The sequence below is a fragment of the Mycobacterium sp. HM-7 genome (assembly GCF_053852335.1).
On the sequence record NZ_CM132657.1, the window covers coordinates 805,717 to 824,946 of the forward strand.

15 protein-coding genes are annotated in these 19,230 nt (G+C 67.0%); 4 read left to right on the forward strand and 11 right to left on the reverse strand.

Features of this window, described 5'->3' with window-relative positions:
- The first annotated feature begins 31 nt into the window (after positions 1 to 31).
- The 3 genes from ACWW1C_RS03880 (at position 32) to ACWW1C_RS03890 (ending at position 3,763) form a co-directional block, all read left to right on the forward strand.
- Positions 32 to 1,183, forward strand: coding sequence for an acetyl-CoA acetyltransferase (locus tag ACWW1C_RS03880; RefSeq protein WP_455984131.1), 1,152 nt, complete (start codon positions 32 to 34; stop codon positions 1,181 to 1,183).
- A 94-nt stretch (positions 1,184 to 1,277) separates the two neighbouring features.
- On the forward strand, positions 1,278 to 2,444 hold the full coding sequence (locus ACWW1C_RS03885; protein WP_455982219.1) for an acyl-CoA dehydrogenase family protein: 1,167 nt from the start codon (positions 1,278 to 1,280) through the stop codon (positions 2,442 to 2,444).
- Positions 2,445 to 2,461: 17 nt separating this feature from the next.
- Positions 2,462 to 3,763, forward strand: coding sequence for a phytoene desaturase family protein (locus tag ACWW1C_RS03890; protein WP_455984132.1), 1,302 nt, complete (start codon positions 2,462 to 2,464; stop codon positions 3,761 to 3,763).
- 112 nt (positions 3,764 to 3,875) lie between these two features.
- Here ACWW1C_RS03890 and ACWW1C_RS03895 read toward each other — a convergent pair whose 3' ends face one another.
- The 6 genes from ACWW1C_RS03895 to ACWW1C_RS03920 all read right to left on the reverse strand — a co-directional run bounded on the left by ACWW1C_RS03895 (position 3,876) and on the right by ACWW1C_RS03920 (position 9,758).
- Entirely contained in the window at positions 3,876 to 5,030 is a 1,155-nt protein-coding gene (locus tag ACWW1C_RS03895) for an acyl-CoA dehydrogenase family protein (RefSeq protein ID WP_455982220.1), read from the reverse strand.
- 22 nt (positions 5,031 to 5,052) lie between these two features.
- On the reverse strand, positions 5,053 to 6,204 hold the full coding sequence (locus ACWW1C_RS03900) for an acyl-CoA dehydrogenase family protein (protein WP_455982222.1): 1,152 nt from the start codon (positions 6,202 to 6,204) through the stop codon (positions 5,053 to 5,055).
- Positions 6,205 to 6,207: 3 nt separating this feature from the next.
- Positions 6,208 to 7,359 (reverse strand): acetyl-CoA C-acetyltransferase, encoded by a 1,152-nt coding sequence (locus tag ACWW1C_RS03905; protein WP_455982223.1) that lies wholly within the window; start codon positions 7,357 to 7,359, stop codon positions 6,208 to 6,210.
- A gap of 119 nt (positions 7,360 to 7,478) precedes the next feature.
- A complete protein-coding gene (locus tag ACWW1C_RS03910) occupies positions 7,479 to 8,099 on the reverse strand; it encodes a hypothetical protein (protein ID WP_455982224.1) in 621 nt (206 codons plus the stop codon).
- Positions 8,100 to 8,207: 108 nt separating this feature from the next.
- Positions 8,208 to 9,476 carry a PucR family transcriptional regulator gene (locus ACWW1C_RS03915; RefSeq protein ID WP_455982225.1) on the reverse strand — a complete coding sequence of 423 codons (1,269 nt, stop codon included), beginning with the start codon at positions 9,474 to 9,476 and terminating at the stop codon, positions 8,208 to 8,210.
- Between the two features lie 78 nt (positions 9,477 to 9,554).
- Entirely contained in the window at positions 9,555 to 9,758 is a 204-nt protein-coding gene (locus ACWW1C_RS03920; protein WP_455982226.1) for a hypothetical protein, read from the reverse strand.
- A 224-nt stretch (positions 9,759 to 9,982) separates the two neighbouring features.
- On the opposite strand from ACWW1C_RS03920, the gene ACWW1C_RS03925 reads away from it, so the two are divergent.
- Complete coding sequence (locus ACWW1C_RS03925; protein WP_455982227.1) at positions 9,983 to 13,492, forward strand: protein kinase domain-containing protein; 3,510 nt, start codon at positions 9,983 to 9,985, stop codon at positions 13,490 to 13,492.
- Positions 13,493 to 13,527: 35 nt separating this feature from the next.
- On the opposite strand, the gene ACWW1C_RS03930 is transcribed toward ACWW1C_RS03925, so the two are convergent.
- The 5 genes from ACWW1C_RS03930 to ACWW1C_RS03950 form a co-directional block, all read right to left on the reverse strand.
- Positions 13,528 to 15,099 (reverse strand): FAD-dependent oxidoreductase, encoded by a 1,572-nt coding sequence (locus ACWW1C_RS03930; protein ID WP_455982228.1) that lies wholly within the window; start codon positions 15,097 to 15,099, stop codon positions 13,528 to 13,530.
- 2 nt (positions 15,100 to 15,101) lie between these two features.
- On the reverse strand, positions 15,102 to 15,485 hold the full coding sequence (locus ACWW1C_RS03935) for a heme-binding protein (protein WP_455982229.1): 384 nt from the start codon (positions 15,483 to 15,485) through the stop codon (positions 15,102 to 15,104).
- 326 nt (positions 15,486 to 15,811) lie between these two features.
- Positions 15,812 to 17,956, reverse strand: a complete 2,145-nt coding sequence (locus ACWW1C_RS03940) for an MDR family MFS transporter (protein WP_455982230.1) — start codon at positions 17,954 to 17,956, stop codon at positions 15,812 to 15,814.
- Positions 17,957 to 17,978: 22 nt separating this feature from the next.
- Positions 17,979 to 18,536, reverse strand: a complete 558-nt coding sequence (locus ACWW1C_RS03945) for a type 1 glutamine amidotransferase domain-containing protein (RefSeq protein ID WP_455982231.1) — start codon at positions 18,534 to 18,536, stop codon at positions 17,979 to 17,981.
- A gap of 22 nt (positions 18,537 to 18,558) precedes the next feature.
- A complete protein-coding gene (locus tag ACWW1C_RS03950; RefSeq protein WP_455982232.1) occupies positions 18,559 to 19,209 on the reverse strand; it encodes a TetR/AcrR family transcriptional regulator in 651 nt (216 codons plus the stop codon).
- Positions 19,210 to 19,230: the final 21 nt, after the last annotated feature.

Consider the following 19,230-nt stretch of genomic DNA (forward strand, 5'->3'; position numbering starts at 1 on the left):
CGGCATCCGGGACAAGGTCGCCGTGGTGGGCATGGGGTGCACCCGCTTCGGTGAACGGTTCGGCGCCTCGGCCGAAGACCTGATCATCGAAGCGGTCGACGAATGCTTCACGGCCAACCCTCGGCTGGAACGGGCCGGGGTCGGCGCGTACTGGCTGGGCACGCTCGCCACCGGTCAGAGCGGCCTGACGCTCAGCAAGGCGCTCGCCCTGGACTACACACCGGTGACGCGGGTCGAGAACTATTGCGCCAGTGGATCCGAATCGTTTCGCAACGCCTGCTTCGCGGTCGCGTCCGGTGCTTACGACATGGCCGTCGCCGTAGGGGTCGAGAAGCTGAAAGACTCGGGGTACTCGGGACTGCTGCGCGGTGATCCGCCGAGTGACGGCACCGCTTCGGAGCTTTCGCTCACGGCCCCGGCGGCGTTCTCGCTACTCGACCCGGCGTACTGCGCGCGCTACGGCGTCGACCCCGCCGCGATGCGGGATGCGATGACGCACGTGGCCTGGAAGAACCACCGCAACGGTGCGCGAAATCCCAAGGCGCAGTTTCGTTCAGAGGTCTCCAAGGAGAAGATCGCCCACGCGCCCATCGTCGCGGGCCGGCTCGGTGTTTTCGACTGCTCGGGGGTGTCGGACGGCGCGGCGTGCGCGGTCATCGTCCCCGCCGAGCGCGCGGCCGACTATACGGACCGGCCGATGTACGTGAAGGGTGTTGCGCTGGCCGCGGGGTCGGGCAGGGGAGCAGCGGACCCCGCGTACGATTTCACCACTTTCCCCGAGGTCGTTCGCTCCGCGCGCGACGCGTATGCGCAGGCGGGGATCGAGAATCCGCGCGCGGACATCTCCTTCGCCGAGGTGCACGACTGCTTCACGCCCACGGAATTGGTGCTCATGGAGGATCTGGGGTTCGCCGACCGGGGCGCGGCGTGGCGGGACGGCCTCGCCGGTGAGTTCGATGCGGATGGCCGGTTGCCGGTGAATGTCGACGGCGGCCTCAAGTCGTTCGGTCATCCGGTCGGGGCAAGCGGGCTCCGCATGCTCTACGAATGCTGGCTGCAGTTCCGCGGACAGGCGGGTGACAGGCAACTCGCGGAGCCTCGAATGGCGTTGACCCACAACCTCGGTGGACGTCCCGGTGCCTGTGTCTCGCTCGTCACGGTGGTGGGCAACGAACTCGGCTGACGCCGCTGCACGGCGTCGCCGTTGACCCCCATGCGCCATTATTTTATTATAGATTCAAAATTGCTACAGGGTAGCCCGACGAAATGCGGATCAAATGACACTCACCAGCCTGGTTGCCGATACTGCCGACCATGCGATGCTGCGCGACACCGTCGCCAAGATCGCCGATAAATACGGCGCGGAGTACTTCCTGGAACGGTCGCGGGCCGGTGCGAAGGTCGACGAGCTCTGGGCCGAACTCGGCGCCGCCGGGCTGCTGGGCGTGCACCTGCCCGAAGAATACGGTGGTGGCGGTGCCGGTATGTCGGAACTCGCCATCGTCATCGAAGAGCTTGCTGCCCATGGCATTCCGCTGCTCCTGACAGTGATCTCGCCGGCCATCTGCGGGTCGATCCTGAACGCCCACGGCTCACCCGACATGAAGCAGCGCTGGTTGCCCGGTATCGCCGACGGCTCGTTGAAGATGGCATTTGCGCTGACCGAACCGGATTCCGGATCCAACAGCCACCAGGTCAAGACCACCGCGCGCCAGGACGGCGACGGATGGGTGGTGTCCGGCGGCAAGTACTTCATCTCCGCTGCCGATGAGGCGCAGGCACTGCTCGTGGTCGCGCGGGCCGGCACCGCAACGGACAACGAGCGGAACCCCCTGTCGCTCTTCGTGATCCCCACCGAGGCGCCGGGCGTCACCCGCCAATTGCTGGAGACGACCGTGACGTCGCCCGATCACCAGTTCACCGTCTTCTTCGATGACGTGCGGGTGGGGCCGGAAGCGCTGATCGGAACCGCGGGCAACGGCCTCAGACAGGTGTTCGCCGGACTCAATCCGGAGCGGATCCTGGCCTCTGCGCTGAGCGGCGGCATCGGCCGTTATGCGGTCGACAAGGCGGTCGCCTACGCGAAAGACCGCGCGGTGTGGTCGGTGCCGATCGGTGCGCACCAGGGTATTTCGCACCCCATCGCCGATTGCCACATCCAGGTCGAGCTGGCGCGGCTGGCCACCCAACGCGCCGCGCAGATCTTCGACGACGGCGGGAACGCCGCTGCCGCGGCGAACGTCGCCAAATATGCCGCGGCCGAAGCCTCGCTGAAGGCGCTCGACCAGGCCATCCAAACCCACGGCGGCAACGGACTTTCCAAGGAGTACGGGCTGGCCGAGCTGTGGTTCGTGGCACGTCTCATGCGCACCGCACCGGTGAGCCGCGAGATGGTGCTGAACTTCGTCGCTCAAACCATGCTCGAACTGCCGGCTTCGTACTAGGAGAAACCATGAAAGCCATGACGGACAACACATTTGACGCAATCGTCGTCGGCGCCGGCGCCGGCGGTCTCTTCGCAGCAGCGCGGTTGTCGCACCTCGGCTACCGGACGCTGGTCGTCGAGCGCCTGGAGGTGGTCGGCGGGCGGGCATCGACGCGCGAGATCGACGGGTTCAAAGTCAACAACGGCGCCATCGTCATCGAAACCGGCGGCCTCACCGAGGAGACGTTCCACGAGGTCGGGGCGAAGTTCGACGTCCGGGCCGCCGAACCACCGATCCTGTACCGCATCGGTGACAAGGACGTCGACGTCACCGGCGGAGGTTGGGGGTTTCTGCTGTCGAAGCTGACGCGGCAGGGGGCAAAGCTGGTGTCGGGAATCGGTGCGGCGCGCAACGACTCCGGGCTGCCGGAAGACGAGCTGTCGACGGCGGACTGGGTGGCGAAGTACACCAAGAACGAGTCGGTGCACGGCATCTTCCGCAACATGTGTGGCTCGGTCTTCGCGGTGGGTTCCGAGGAACTGCCCGCGCGGGTGTTCCTCACGTACTTCACCCGCAAGAGCGCATTCAAGAAATTCGGCTTCTGTCCCGAGGGCACCATCGGCATCTGGCAGGCGCTCGCCGAGGTGGTGGAGAAGAACGGGGGAGCGGTCTGGCTCTCGGCCGAGGTCCAGGAGCTGCACATCGCCGACGGGCGGATCACGGGAGCCACCGTTGCTCGTGGCGGTGAAACAATCGAGGTCTCTTGTCGTTTCGCGGTGAGCGACATCGGGCCGTCCGCGACGGTCGAGCTGGTCGGCAGCCAGAACCTGCCCGCCGACTATGTCGCGAAGGTCGACGAGGCGAACCGGCCGTGCTCGATGATCACCGTCAACTTCGCCAGCCGGCGAAAGCTGTTGAAGGCCCCCGGAATGCTGAGCTTCGCGAAGACCCGGCGACTGTGTTACGTCGCGAACTTCACCGAAACCTGCCCCGAGATGGCGCCCGAGGGCTGGCACCTGTATGCGGGCACGGCGGTGCCGAAACCTGCGGTCGGTGACTTCGACGAGAACGCGGAAACCGAACTGCTGCTTGCAGATCTGCGCGCAGAGATCGACGGCTTCAGCGATGCCCGCATCCTGTCGATCGCGGTCACCCGGGACGGCTGGCCGCCGCAGCGCGCCGTCGCCGGCTTCGATCTACCGCACGACACTCCGATCGCCAACCTGTGGAATGTCGGCGATGCCGTGAAGGAATACGCCAACGGCGGGACGACGGCGTGCGCCGAGACCGCCAAGATCGTCGTCGACAAGATTCGGGAGGCGCATCCGCGCTCGTAGTCTGGCCCCAGCAGCAGTGGCTGAAGCCCCGACGATCCTGATCGTCGGGGCTTCAGCCACTTACGAGCACGAAGACCGCCCACCGGCAGGACCCGTGGTCAGGTCGCGTCTGTCAGGCCGTGAGCCCGCCGCGGGCGACGAGCTGCGAAGCGATCACGTTGCGCTGGATCTCGTTCGTGCCCTCGCCGACGATCATCAGGGGCGCGTCACGGAAGTAGCGCTCGACGTCGTATTCCGTTGAGTAGCCATAGCCTCCGTGGATGCGCACGGCATTGAGCGCCACTTCCATGGCGACCTCGGATGCGTAGTACTTGGCCATGCCGGCTTCCATGTCGCATCGTTCACCGTTGTCGAACCGCCGCGCGGCGTGCAGCACCAACTGGCGGGCGGCCGTCAGCTTGGTGGCCATGTCGGCCAGATAGCCGCCGACAGCCTGGTGCTTCCAGATCGGGACGCCGAAGCTCTCGCGCTGCTGCGCGTACGCCAACGCGTCGTCGAAGGCGGCCTGACCGACACCGAGGGCGCGGGATGCGACCTGGATCCGGCCTGTCTCGAGGCCTTTCATCATTTGGCTGAAGCCGTGACCTTCCACCCCGCCGAGGACGGCGTCCAGTGGCGCGCGGTAGTTGTCGAAGGCCAGCTCGCAGCTCTCCACGCCCTTGTACCCGAGCTTGGGCAGATCACGCGACACGACGAGGCCCGGACCGTGTTCTACCAACAGGATGCTGATGCCGCGGTGCCGCGGCGTGGCCGCCGGGTCGGTCTTGCACAGCAGCGCGATGAGCTGGGACCGGCGGGCATTGCTGATCCAGGTCTTGGCGCCGTTCACGGCATAGCCGTGCTCGTCACGACGGGCGATGGTGGTCATCGCCTGCAGGTCCGAGCCGCCGCCGGGCTCGGTGAGCGCCATGGTCGCCCGGATCTCGCCGGTGGCCATCCGCGGCAGGTAGCGGTTTTTCTGCTCATCCGTGCCGAACGCCAGGATCAACTTGGAGACAACGGTATGGCCACCCATGGCGCCTGCCAGACTCATCCAGCCACGGGCCAGTTCTTCGGTCACGCCGACGTAGCACTGCGTGGATACGGGCGCCTCGCCGTAGGGCTCGGGTATCGCCAGACCGAAGATCCCCATCTGCTTCATCTGGTCGATGAGTTTTTCCGGGTACTCGTTGGCATGTTCGAGATCGCGGGCGACGGGCTTGACCTCACGGTCGACCCAGTCCCGCACTGTCGCGACGACCTGTCGTTCTTCGGCGGACAACTCCATCGGATGGACTCCTGTCTGAGAATCAGCAGGCCGCGATGTCGCGGCCGATGATCTCCTTCATGATCTCGGTCGTTCCGCCGTAGATCGTTTGGATTCGGGTGTCGAGATAGGCTCGGGCCACGGGATATTCGGTCATGTAGCCGTATCCGCCGTGCAGTTGCAGGCAGCGGTCGATCACGCGCTTCTGTAGCTCGCTGACGTACCACTTGCCCTTGGCCGCATCGATCGCGCTGAGGGTTCCGGCGTTGTACGCCAGCACCGAACGGTCGACGTAGGACTCGGCGATGTCGATCTCCGTGGACATCTCGGCGAGCTCGAACCTGATGTGCTGCTTGTCGGTCAGCGGTTTCCCGAAGGCCTGGCGCTGCCGGCAGTAGTCGACGGTGCTGTCGAAGATGGCGCGGGTCGTGGCGATCGCCTTGGCGCTCACCCCGAGGCGCTCCCGCGGGAGATGACTCATCAAGTACGGCAAACCCTTTCCGGCTTCACCGAGCAGATTGGTGGCCGGCACCTCGGCGTCCCGGAAGTACAGCTCGGCGGTGTCCTGAGCGGGTAGCCCGATCTTGTCGAGCTTTCGTCCCCGTTCGAACCCTGGGGTACCGCGCTCGACGACGAACAGACTGAACCCGCGCGAGCCCGCTTCCGGGTCGGTGCGGGCAGCCACGACCACCAGGTCGGACATGATGCCGCTGGAGATGAATGTCTTCTGCCCGTTGAGGATCCAGGTGTCGCCTTCGCGCCGCGCCGTGGTGCGCATGCCCCGCAGATCGCTGCCGGCGCCGGGCTCGGTCATGGCGAGCGCGCCGATGGTCTCGCCGGCGGCGAATCCCGGTAGCCAGCGCCTTCGCTGTTGATCGTCGGTCAGGTCGAGCAGATAGTGCAGGACCAGGTCGTCTTGCAAGCTGATCGTCAAGCCGAACGACAGGGCGTTGATCCGGGCAACCTCTTCGCACACCACCATCCGGTAGCGGTAGTCGGATTCGCCCGCGCCGCCGTACTCCTCACCAACCTGCAGGGCGTAGACCCCTGCATTGGCGGCACGAGCGAACACCGTGCGATCGATCCAGCGCTCCTGATCCCAATCATGTTGACGGGGAACGACTTCACGCGCGAGAAACTCCCGCACCGTCGCGCGATAGGCGGCGTGGTCTGCGGTGTAGAGCGTGCGCTCCATGGCCTACAGCCGCTCGATGATGGTGACGTTGGCCTGCCCGCCGCCTTCGCACATGGTCTGCAGTCCGTACCGGCCGCCGGTGCGTTCGAGCTCGTGGAGCATCGAGGTCATCAGGCGGGCGCCCGTGCACCCGATCGGATGGCCCAAGGCGATGGCGCCGCCGTTGGGATTGACCTTGGCGGGATCGGCATTCAGTTCGGCGAGCCACGCGAGAACGACGGGGGCGAACGCTTCGTTGATCTCGACGACGTCGATGTCATCCATGGACATTCCCGCGCGCTTCAGAGCGTGCTGGGTTGCCGGGATCGGCGCGGTCAGCATCATCACCGGGTCGGCACCACGCACCGACATGTGGTGGATGCGGGCCCGCGGGGTGAGCCCGAATCGGTCGACCGCGCCCTGCGAGGCGATCAGCAGGGCGGCGGCCCCGTCGGAGATCTGGCTGGCCGCAGCGGCGGTGACGACGCCGCCCGCCACCAGTGGCGGTAGCCCGGCCATCTTCTCCAGCGACGTGTCGGTACGGGGTCCTTCGTCGGCGCTGATTCCGGCGAGTTCGGTGATTTCCCGGGCGAAGCGTCCCTGCGCGATGGCGGCGAGGGCGCGCTGGTGGCTGGTCAGGGCGAACCGCTCGTTGTCTTCGCGGGTCAGTTTCCATTGGGCGGCAATCAATTCGGCGCCACGGAACTGAGAAATCTCCTGATCTCCGTAGCGTGCGCGCCAGCCTTCGCAACCGGTCCAGGGGTCGGTGGCGCCGTACGGTTCGCCGGCGCCGAACGCGCTCAAGATGGGGTACTGGCTCATCTTCTGTACGCCGCCGGCCACGATGAGCTCGCTGGTGCCGCTCATGACAGCCTGCGCGGCAAAGTGAACCGCCTGCTGCGCCGAGCCGCATTGGCGGTCGATGGTCACGCCGGGTACGGATTCGGGCAGGCCGGCCGCCAGCGCTGCCGTGCGCGCGATGTCGCCGGCCTGCGAGCCGATGTTGTCCAGACATCCGAAGATGACGTCGTCGATCGCTTCCGGATCGATGTCCTGGCGGTTCACGACGCCCTTGATCACGTGTGCCGCGAGGTCTGCCGGGTGTACGCCCGAAAACCCGCCGCCGCGCTTGCCGACGGCGGTACGGGTGGCGTCGACGATGTATGCCTCAGTCATAAAATTGAATTTAACATAGATTTGAAAACGTCATCAATCGATGGCACCGCGGTCCGGCGAGGCGTGATCGGTGGTGCGGTGAGTCTGTCGTTCCGAGCGCGGCAAGCGCCGGTCCGCCGTCAGACGAGTTCCGGCACCCGCAGATGAGCGATGGCCAGTTCGAACTCGCAGATGTCGACCAGGCTGCCGCCCAACTGGGAGAGTTTCTCGGTGCGAAGCGCGCTGGCCTGTTCGCGGTTGTGGTCCAGCGCTGCGGCGTTGTCGAACGTCACCGATGACACGGCGCGCCCGGATGGTTTGTCGAGCAGGAGGCTGGCACTGCAGAACCCCTCGAGCTTCTCCACGGCCGGCAGCACCAGCGTCCGGTAGAAGTCCGTGAGGAGGTCGGCCTGATGGGGTTCGACCGAGAACCAGGCGACCCGCAGGCAGGCGCCCTCCGGCGAGCGGTGGTCGCGGTGCAGCGCCGCGACCTCCCACTCGTTGATCTCTTTCCGGGTGCCGTTCAGCAGCTGTGCGGCACGTTCCCCGAGGGGACGGGCTGCGTGCGCCGTCAAGTGCATCACCGCCTCGGACTCCCAGGCGCTGGTGGCGATGCAGCGCCCCAGGCGCCGGTCCACCATCAGCGACATTCCCGCCGCCCCCAGTTCCTCCAGGGCGGGGAGCACGGTGTCGCGCATGTACGCAACGCCTGCATCGATCGACGCAGGCTCGGCCTGAAACGTGGTTGAGCGTGCGTACACCAGGCGCTCCTCGGTTGCGGCAGCGCCCGGTGGCGCTACTGGTTCTCCCCACAGCGTCCCTTGTCGACCGCGATGGTGTACGGACTTTGCCGGAATCCACAGGTTGCGTTAAGGAGCGAGAACCGCGGTACCGAACCAATAGCAAAGCAGCAGTGCGACTTCCACGTCGATGCGGTCTTCTTCGATCGGCCGGCCGCGACGCTCGACGGCGCGCTGTACGCGGTACTTCACCGAGTTGACGTGCAGGTGCAGCTCGTCGGCGGTGGATTTGAAGCTGGAGTTGTTGCGCAAGAACCCGCGGAGGGTCTCCCGCAGCCGTTCATCGCTGTCGGTGTCCGCGGCGAGCGGGCCGAGGACGTGGCCGACCCAGGCGCGGGCGTGATCCAGGTCGGAGCAGAACTGTGCTGCGACGACGAGTCCCGGTTCATCCGCGGCGGTGACGGGCCGCGGCGGCGCGCCCGGTGCCATCGCGACCGTCCGGGCGGCGACGGCCTTGCGGTGCGACTGGCGGAATCCGGCGAGCCCATCCAGCGGGGTGCCCGTCGTCAGCCATGGCGCGTCCGGGCGCGACCGGACGAACTCGCGGATCCGGCCCACCGGATCCGCGGCGTCGGCAGGAAGCGGAATCCAGGCCCACCCGGTGGTCCGATCCGATGCGACGAACAGGGGGCGCTCGCGAGCACCCAGAGCAGCTGCCAGATCGGCGATGAACCGCTCCATGGCGGCCAATTCGTCGCCGTCGGCCAGCTCGGCGCACCAGGCGATGAGTGCGAGATGCACGCGGTGCAGCGGGTAGCGGATGAGGTCGGTGGTCTCGTCGATGTCGAGGTCACCCCCATCGAGTACCTCGCGTACCCGCAATGCGCGCATCTGGTTCCGATTGGCCAGCCAGCGGTCGCGTTCGGCTTGATAGGCATTGACGACCTGGTGCGACACCTGATCGATGTAGGTGAATGAGCTGGCGGCGATCTCTTCGAAGACCTGCAACCCCAGGTCGGTGTCGAGCTGCGCTGCCCGGACTTCGTCGAGGATCACCTTGAGGACGCCGTGGTGGCCGAGCCGGTATGCCCGAACCAGCTCGCCGACATCGGTGCCGCGCTGCGCCAGCCGGCGCGCGTGCTCGAGTGCCGCGGTGGGTGGCTCGATGCGATCGATGGGAATCCCATGGCGGATCGCGGGAAAGAATGCTTCGAGATTGCCTTGCACCGCGTCGTACAGCAGTGCCGTCAGTTCGCCGTCTCCGGCCATCTCCGCGCGCTCCTGGACCAGCATCTCCTGAATGGAGCGGGTCATCGCGGGCAGCTTGTTACTCAACCGATCCACGATCATGGCGGCGGTCTCGGCGGAGAGCACCCCGGTGTCGTGACTGCGAGCCATTGCCCGACTCTAGGGCCTCGTGGGCATGCCTATCCCCGAATGCGCGCGGGACCCGCGGCAGGCCGGGACGTCAATTTGTCACTGGCCGGCGGCGTAGGCCAGGGTGCGCGCGCGGGCCGGCGCTGCGACGTGCGGCAACGTGACCGACTGGACGGCGGCAGCGGCGGCGCTGCGCCGGGCGGTGAACCAGCGGACGCCGGCGGCGGCGGCGACCAGCAGCAGCGGCCACAAGCCGATCGCGAAAATGATGAAGCCGTCGACGATGAAGTTCATTTCGAACATGGGGGTACTCCTGGTGATTGGTGAAATGTGTTTGTTCCGTTGATATTTGGCGAGTACTCAACGGGAAGCTGATACAACAAAGGTACGGCGGACGCGGTTCGCGACCCAGGTACCGCCGAGACAATCTTTTGGCGATCTGGGCGAAATCGTTGTCCGTAAGGAACAAAGGCCCAGCAATTTCCCCGGGTCGCCCCCATTAGGGCCCGCCGAGCCGACAATTGATGGTGACGACAGCAACCGACCCGAAGGCCTCCGACGTGTCCGAACCCGACGAAACGCAACGCGGCGTCGCGACCGGCATCGTCGCGGAGCTCGAAGCCGAGGGCTTCTACGGCGCCGAGCCCGTCGGGCGCGGTGGGTTCGGCGTCGTCTACCGCTGCCGCCAGCCGTCGCTGGACCGGCTCGTCGCCATCAAGGTCCTCAACGCCGACTCCGACGACGTCGACCTCGAGAACTTCGAGCGGGAGCAGCGGGCGATGGGCCGGGTGTCAGGTCATCCGAACATCGTGCCGGTGCTGCACAGTGGATTGACGTTCACCGGGCGGCCGTTCATCGTCATGCCGTACCTCCGGCGGAACACGCTGTCTGCGTGGATCCGCCGGCACGGACCGCTGGCGGCCGGGGAGGCCCTGACGGTCGGGGTGCGACTGGCCGGGGCGCTGGAAACCGCGCATCGGGCCGGCGTTTTGCACCGAGATGTCAAGCCGCCCAACGTACTTCTCTCCGCATACGGAGAGCCGCAGTTGTGCGACTTCGGCATCGCCCGGATTGCGGGCGGCCGGGAAGCCACGATGAATGTCTTCGTCGGATCGCCGTCGTACACCGCGCCGGAGTTGTTCGAAGGTTCGGCGCCGACCGCGGCCGTCGACATCTACGCGCTCGCCGCCACCGTCTTCAACTTGATCAAGGGCGAGCCGCCATTCCAGTTCCAGAAAAGTGAGAACCCCATCGCGTTTGCCCGGCGCGTGCTCGCCGGACCGGTGCCCGACCTGCGTGCGAACGGGGTCGCCGACCCGGTCTGCGTGGCACTCGAGCAGGCACTCGACGTCGATCCGGCACAGCGCCCTGGGACCGCCGCGGAATTCGGCGAGCTGCTGCGGGCCGCCGGCACACGCATCGGGCTGAACATCGCGGACGTGCCGCTGGAACTCCCGGAGGGGGAGTACGACGGGGTGGAGTCGGCGCCGGACACCGGTGGGCGATCTTCGGGCGGGATCGGACTACGGACCGACGGTTCGGGACGGTCAACCTATCCACCCAGTTCGCCGGCCAGGTTTCGGCCGCCGACGTTCAGCCGCCCGCCGGTGCCCCGGCGGCGCATCCTGGACCGCCTCGGTGCCGGACGTCGGCCGAAGCTGGTGCTCATCCACGGGCCGGCCGGGTACGGCAAGACCATGCTGGCGACCCAGTGGGGCGAGGCGCTGGTTCGCGAAGGGCTCCCGGCGGCCTGGCTGACTGTCGATGCCGACGACAACAACGCGCTGTGGTTCGTGGCGCATCTGATCGAGGCGGTGCGCGTCGCGCTGCCGGAACTCGCCGACGTGCTGCAGCAGGAATTCGACGAACGGCCGGACTCCGCGCTCCGGCAGGTGCCCAGCCTGTTGATCGACTGGCTGCACTCGCACAAGCAGACAATGGCGCTGTTGATCGACGAGTGGCACCGCATCACCGCAGCCGAGAGCCTGGACACCCTGGCCTATCTGCTGGAGAAGGGCTGCCATCACCTGCACCTGATCGTGGCCGGCCGGTCCGGCACGGGATTGCCGCTGGGCACGCTGGGCGTGCAGGGTGAACTGGTCGAGATCGACGCTTCGCTGCTCCGGTTCGATGTCGGCGAAGCCCGGACCCTCCTGGTCGATCGGTGCGGGCTCGATCTGTCCGGGGCCGTCGTGGCCGACCTCGAAGAGTCGACCGACGGCTGGCCGGCCGCCCTGCAGTTGGCCTCGCTGAGCCTCCGGGACGGCGGCGACGCCGCCGCGCTCGTCGGCCGGCTCTCCGGATCGGACAAGGTCATCGGCGACTATCTGACGTCCAACGTGCTGGACAGCCTGGAGCCCGAGCTCGTCGAGTTCCTGTCGGCGACGTGCGTCACCAAACAGATCTGCGGCGGCTTGGCGGCCGCGCTCACCGGCAACCCGCGCAGCCGGGACATGCTCGAGGACATCGAGCGGCGCGACCTGTTCCTGCGGCGTACGGACCCGGACGGCACGTGGTTCCGCTACTCCAATCTCTTCGCGGACTATCTTCGCCACCGGTTGAGGCGCGACGACGAAGACCGCGTCACGGATTTGAATCGCACAGCCGCACAGTGGTTCATGAAACACCGGATGTACAACGAGGCTGTCGATCACTGGACGTACGCGGGTGACGACGAACAGGCGGTCGACGCCGTCGAACAGGTGTCTTCGGATCTGCTCGAGCAGTGCGAGCTCATGACGCTGACGGGTCTGGCCGGCAAGCTCCTGCCGCATCTGGCCGAAGAGCGACCGCGGCTGCAGACCAACCTGGCATGGGCCAACGTCATCCTTCGTCGTCCGGTCGCCGTGGCCGACGCGCTGCAAGTGGCGGAAGACAACATCGACCTCCTGAGTGACGACGAAATCGATGACGTCCGTAGCGAATTGGACTTGCTGCGCGTCGTGATGGCCGGGCACGCCGACCATATCGATGCGTTCACCGAAACAGCGGCGCGGGCATGTGTGGCCCGGACCGACACCTTGGCGCCGTTCGTACTGTGCCGTGCCGCGTACACCCTCTCGTACGTTGCGCTGCGCAAGTTTGACTTCGACGGGGCGTTGCGCTGGCACCGGTGGGCGCACAAGTATCGGCGGTCCATCGCAGGGCCGATGACTGTCGGCTACGGGTATCTCATCGCCGCGCTCGCCGCGAACGAACAACTCGATGTCGCCGGCGCCGAGGCGCACCTGCGGCACGCGATCAGGATCGCCCTGCTGCCGTCCGGGAGCCCGACTTACATCGCCAAGCTCGCCGGGGCACTACTGGGTGAATTGCTTTACGAGCGTGGCCAACTCGACGAAGCGGAGGTTCTCCTCGACGAGGCGTACGAACTCGGCAACGAGGGCGGCATCGTCGACGTGATGCTCGCGACCCAGCGCGCGGGGGCCTACGTGAAGAACGCCCGCGGCGACACAGCGCTCGCCGAACACCGACTGTCGGAAGGCATCCGGCGTGCCCGGGCACTGGGGCTGCCGCGGCTGGAGGCGGGACTGAAACTCACCCAGATTCGCGTCTCGGCATTGTCCGGCAACGAGATCGACCCGGCGCTGGCACGGCGCGTCATGGCGCACGGCGTGCAGGACCTCGATGAAAGCGGCGATCTGACAGCGGAATTCCGGGAGGATGCGCAAATCAGGCTGCTACTGCGCGACGGTCGGCCCGAGTCGCCGGCTTCCGCGTGCGAGCGGGCCCGCGTCCGGCTCGAACACATCGACAAGCTGCAGCGGCCACGTGCGCACCTGCAGGCCAGGATTCAATACGCGCAGTGCCTCGCCATGGCCGGCGACGATGAGAAGGCCCGCTGGGTGCTGGCTCCCGCGCTGAAAACCTGTGCTGCGCTTGGTCTGAGCCGGCTGCTGATCGATGAGGGACCGGCGATGCTGCGCGTCGCACATGACGTCGCAGTCGGCTGGGAGACCGTCGACCCCGCGACCGCAGCGGATGTCAGCGAGTTCGTCCACCAACTCGAGGCAATGTCGTTGCATCGCACGGGCTGATCGCCCGGGTCCCCGACTCGGCGGACGGCAACAGCTCACTGCGGCCGGGCGATCTCCGAGAGGCCCCGGGTGGCGGGCCCTTCCAGGAGCCGGCCGTCGGCGGCGAACCGTGAACCGTGCAGCGGGCACTCCCAGGCCCGGTCGGCGTCGTTCCACCGCACCACACCGCCCAGGTGTGGGCAGATCGCCGACACCGTGCGGTGTTCACCGTCGACCAAACTGTCGGCCCGTAGCTGCCACGGCAATCCGCTGACGACACCCGCGCCTTCGGAGAGCCCGTCCGGCGACGCGGTAACCGGCGCTACCCAACCTTTGACGAGATTGAGCCCGACCTCGAGATTCGCGCGCAGCGCAGCGGTCACCGCACGTAGTTCGTGTGGATTCCAGCTGGCGAATGCACGCGCCCATTCGATGTGGCCACCGAGCACCTGGGCGGACAGGATCAGGGCAGCCGCCACCCCATTGGTCAGGCCCCACTTGTCGAAACCCGTTGCCACCCGGATTCTTTCGTAACCCGGGAGTAATGTGCCGACATACGGCAGCTCGTCGATCGGCGAGTAGTCCTGCGCCGACCAGAAGTGCGTCGGAGTCGCGCCGGGATAGTGCAGTTCCGCCCACTCGGCAAGCTCGGCGACGCCACCGGCGGGTGCTTCGCCGCGGCCCACCGGATGGCCGGCGCCACCGACGATGAGCTTCTCACCGCCCGCGGATGGCGCGTAGCGCACCGACCGGGTGGGTGAATCGACCGATATGAACATGCCACCCGTTGCCTCGTGGGGAGAATCGAATGCCATGCAGTAGGAGCGTTTCGCCGTCAACCGGGCGAAGAATCCGCCGCGGTCCAGGATCGGCGTTCCGGTTGCCAATATGCAGCGGTGGCCGGTGACCGACATGTGGGAGCCCGCGGCATCGACCGTGGGATGCGTTGCTCGCAGCGTGACGCGCAACAGCCCGTCATCGGCCACCGACACCGCGCGGACCCCTTGCAACAATGTGCCGCCGTGACTTTCGAGTTCGAGTGCCAGGCTGTTCAGCAGCGGCACCGGATCGAGCTGTGCCTGATCGGGCAATCGCACGCCGCCGTGGAACGGAAACGGAACATCGGCGGACTCGATCCACTCGGCTTCCGTCAAGCCCGCCTCTTGACAGGCGCTGAACGTATCGCGCGCGATCGCGAGGCCGGAGGACGTCTGGGCGTAGGCGTGGTCCGCTTCGGACTGCCACGGGATCCCATGGTTCTCGCAATGCCGGACCAGCCAGTCTCGCCCCTCGGCGTTACCACGGACATAGTCCCGCAACACATCCGCGCTGTGCCGGGCGGCGATGCGCGCCAGCTTGCTGCCCTGCAAGACGCTCAATTTGCCGGTGGTGTTGCCGGTCGCGCCGGCGCCCACATGCCGTGCCTCGACAACCGTGACGTTCTTACCCGCCCGGGCAAGCAACACGGCGGTGGTCAGGCCGGTGATGCCGGCGCCGATCACAACCACGTCAGCAGGCGAGGCCAGGTCGGTCGACTCCGGTGACGGCGGCGAGGACGGCGACGTCTCGCGGTCGGCCAACCATAAAGAGGCCAGGCGGCAGGCGTCCGGAGGTCCGGTCATCGCCATATTCAGCCGGCCATGAATTCGGCATAGGCAGTGGCCATTTCGGGCGACAGTACCGTCACGTTGCACCGCTGCTGAGTGTCACCGATCGGCGCCAGAATTCCGCGCAGGTCCTGATACTGCTGGGGGTGGGCCGTGAAGTATGCCCGGAGATTGGCCGACGCCACCGGCCGCGGCTGCGAGTATGCGGCCACCACAACCTGATTGGCATCGGGATGCGCTGTGAGATAGTTGCTGGCCGCGCCGGTGGCCGAACTGACGGTGTTCGCAACGGCATCCGGGCTGCAGTCAGCTTCTGCGGCGGCCGTCGTCGGCGTGAGCAGGCCGAGGCACATCGGAACGGCGGCCAGCATCGGGATCAGGCCCGTGACTCGAGTTGAGCGCTTCATGTCATATCCTCCTGTGTTTCGCTGCCGGTGGGTGCGGGCCGCCCATGGTGGCAAGGCCGCGTACTCCGGCGCCGGTCGTCATATACCCACCCCTCCTGACTCTGAATCCACCGGCTTTGCTGTCTTTCCGTCACGCCGCGTGTTTGAAAGCGCCGGAGCGGGTTATTCAGCCACCGTCAGTTGAATCCGTGCTCGACGTCCGCTGGAGTGGCTCCGACATCGCCGTCGCATCTCTCCGGCTGCACAGATCCGGGCGCCCGGGTCGGTTTCCTACTGGCACCGCCGGGACGGTCCAGCCGCAAACCAGGACCGTCCCGGCCACCATGTCAGCCGCGCGGGAGCGTGGCGTGCGGGCGGAACGGTCGAGTCGGTTGCTCCTCCGGGCTCGCCGCGCGCATCCGGGTGGTGGGCTGCTCGGCGACAAAGCGCTGTGGCGGACCGAGTTTCGGCGGTCGAATCCCACTCCGGGCCGTCTCCCGTTCGATCAGTACACCGCGGGCGATGCGGTCGAGTGCGCTCTGGACGTGAATCCGCTCCGGCACGCCCTGGAATTCGCCTGACTGCGTGAGGGTTTCGGTGATCCAGCTCGAGATCACATTGCGCGCCGAACCCACCTCGGCAGCGCCGGCCGGCGTCAGCGAGTACTCGGTTCCGGAGCGCGTCGCGAATCCCGTGGCGACCAGGCGATCGAAGGTCGGTTCGAGGACCTGACGTGGCACCCGTCGGTCGTCCGCGATGTCGAGCAGATCAGCGGCCCCGGTCGCCGCCGCGTACCGGTAGATCAGCATCAGTGCCCACAACTGCGCTGTGCCCAGGCGACTGTTCGAGGTGCGTGCCACCGCTTCGAGATCAATGCCGTTGCTGTGTTGCAACAACCGGCCGACGGCGACTTCGATCAGTTTCTCCGGCGACTCGGTGGTCGGCATGCCGAAACCCTCACCCATGTCGGTGCTACCGCTGGCCGCCGCGTCACGCAGCGGCACCTGCTTGAGGAACAGGGCGAGGACGAAGCCGACGGCCGCGACGGGTGCCGCCAAGAGAAACACCTGGCTGAGGGAGTCGGCGTAGGCGCCGATGATCGGGGCGGCGGTGTCGTGCGGAAGGCTGTGCAACACCTTCGGAGAGGTCGCCGCATCAGGTGGTGCGCCACTGGCCCGCATGGCCGACGGGATGTGGTCGCCCAGGAAGTTCGCGAACATCGAGCCGAAAATCGCGGCACCGAACGAACTTCCGATGGTGCGGAAGAATGTCACGCCGGACGTGGCGACACCGAGATCGGAGAAGTCGACGGTGTTCTGCACCACCAGAATCAGCACCTGCATGCTCAGCCCGATCCCGGTGCCGAGGATCAACAGGAACAGTGATTGGGTCAGCGTCGAGGTGTCGGCGTCCATTCGCGACAACAGCACGAAGCCCAGCGCCATGATGGCCGTGCCGGCGATCGGGAAGATTCGGTACTGCCCGGTGCGGCCCACGATCGCGCCGCTGCCCAGAGAGGTGACGAGCAGGCCCGCCACCATCGGTAAGGTGCGCAGTCCTGACGCGGTCGCCGAGACGCCGTCGACGAACTGCATGTAGGTCGGCAGGAACGTCAGCGCACCCAGCATCGCGAACCCGACGACGAACGACAGCACGCAGCAGACTGTGAAGACCGGGTTGGCGAACAAGCGGATCGGCAGAATCGGTTCGGGCGCACGACGTTCCACCATGACGAAGCCGACGAGTGCCAGGACGGAGGCGACGAACAACCCGATGATCGTGGCCGAACCCCACGCGTAGGTGGTGCCGCCCCAGCTCGTTGCCAATGTCAGACCCGCGGCGCCGAGCCCGACCAGCGCGATGCCCGCGTAGTCGAGGGCGGGCCGGCCGGCTCGGGCCAGTTCGGGAATGGCCGCCGCCGCGATCGCGATGACCGCCACCGCCACCGGCACGTTGATCCAGAACGCCCACCGCCAGCCCAGATGGTCGGTGAACAGGCCGCCGAGCAACGGGCCGACGACAGTCGTGACACCGAACACCGCGCCCAAAGCGCCTTGGTACTTGCCTCTTTCGCGCAGCGGGATGACCTCGCCGATCACCGCGACGGCGGTCACGGTGATCGCGCCACCACCCAGGCCCTGCAGCGCCCGAGATGCGACCAGCATCCCCATCGATGCCGAGAGTCCGCACAGCACCGAGCCGGCCAGGAACAGCAGGATCGCGACCTGGAAGACCTTCTTGCGACCGAAGATGTCGCCGAGCTTGCCGACCACCGCGGTCACGATCGTCGAGGCGAGCAGGTAGCTCGTGACGACCCACGACTGGTGCCCGGCGCCGCCCAGATCCGCGACGACGGTCGGCAGGGCAGTCGCCACGATGGTCTGGTCGAGCGCGGCCAGGAGCATGCCGAGGACGACGGCCAGGAAGACGAAGTTGCGCTGCCGGATACCGGGCGCGGCTTCCGGCGCGTCAGCAGGACTACGCGTGGTCATAGCTGTCACCGCCCAGCCGATCTCAGGTCTGGGCCGGGCTGCTCGCCAACGCCTCGGTGATGGCCTCGCAGAACGCCGGTAGATCGGCGGGCGAACGGCTGGTGATGAGATTGCCGTCGATACACACTGCTTGATCGACCACAGTGGCGCCGGCGTTACGCAGGTCGGTGCGAACGCTCGCATAACTGGTCACTTTGCGGCCACGGACGACGTCGGCCTCGACGAGAGTCCACGGGCCGTGACAGATGGCCGCGACAGGCTTGCCGGAGCGGACGAAGTCGCCGACGAACGCCACCGCGGTCTCGTCGAGCCGCAGCTTGTCGGGGTTGACCGTGCCGCCGGGCAGAATCAGCGCGTCGAAAGCGTCGACCCGCACCTCGGCGACGGGGCGGTCCACCGCGATGGTGCCGGCTGGCTCCAGATCGTGGTTGCGGGCCTGGATTTCGCCGGCCTCGAGCGACAGCACCTCGACGGAGCCACCGGCCTCCTCGACAGCGGCGCGCGGTTGGTCGAGTTCGACCCTTTCGACCCCGTCGGCGGCGAGGATGGCGATCCGTCGGCCTTGAAGTTCCTTGAGCACGGGGGTTGGCTACCCGAGTCCGCTACTCCGGAAACACGCGCGTCGCCGGTGGGGGTTTTTCGACGATGGCCGGCAACACGAAGGTCTCGAGGTAGCTCCGCGCGACCGTCGGATCGCTGCTGCCGGGCACCACGTCCAGCAGGAGGCTCAGTGCTGTCGAGATGATGAACTGTGCCAGGTCGTGGGGGTGCAGGCCGGCGCGGAATTGGCCCGGCACGCTCTCCGCGAGCATGCCCTCGACCATGGACTGGACCATCCGGGTCAGTGATCCGTCGTTGGCGATGAGGGTGGCGACGGTGCCGTCGGGCGTCTGGGCGGCGACGGTCTTCAGCAGCGGGTCGTGCACCAGCTGCGACGCGACGATGACCAGGCTGTCCAGCAGCAGATCGATAGGCGTCGCGTCCGCGGTTACCTGCTGGAGCATCGCCAGCATGTGCCGCTGTGTGGTGCGTTGCACCAGCGCTGCGATGAGCTCTTGCCTGTTGGTGAACTGCCGGTAGATGGCACTGCGGGAGTAGCCCGCTTCGGCGGCGATGGCCTCCATGGTGAATGCCGCGCCGCCGCCTTCGACGAAGTATTGCTCCGCGGCGTCGAGCAATACCTGCCGGGCCTGCTCGGTGGTGTTGCCGCCACCGACCGGACGCCCTCGGGGCCTGCGCTGCGGTGCTGACACTCCGATGTCCTGCCGGGGGAT